A 278-nucleotide genomic window follows, 5' to 3' on the forward strand; every position below is an offset into this window, starting at 1 on the left:
ATGAGTATATGATGCGTCGGGAATGGTCGGGATAGCTCAGTTGGTAGAGCAGAGGACTGAAAATCCTCGTGTCACCAGTTCAAATCTGGTTCCTGGCACATGATTCATTTTGATAAGTATCTATTCTACAAATTATATGGATCGAATATATTCATTAATAGTCTAGATCATGACACATACGTAACTTATTTATTTAGGTGTCTAGAGATAGACCCCATCTCTAAAATGGATGGGTAAAGAGTATATAAAATAGTTAAAAAAATTTGATTCTGTTTTCT

Annotated in this window: 1 tRNA gene; it reads left to right on the forward strand. The window is 34.5% G+C overall.

The window, feature by feature from the left end:
- The first annotated feature begins 25 nt into the window (after nucleotides 1–25).
- A tRNA-Phe gene (locus CVH10_RS19870) sits at nucleotides 26–98 on the forward strand.
- Nucleotides 99–278 lie beyond the last annotated feature (180 nt).

This window comes from Halomonas sp. ND22Bw (assembly GCF_003011945.1).
Taxonomy (GTDB): Bacteria; Pseudomonadota; Gammaproteobacteria; order Pseudomonadales; family Halomonadaceae; genus Halomonas; species Halomonas halophila.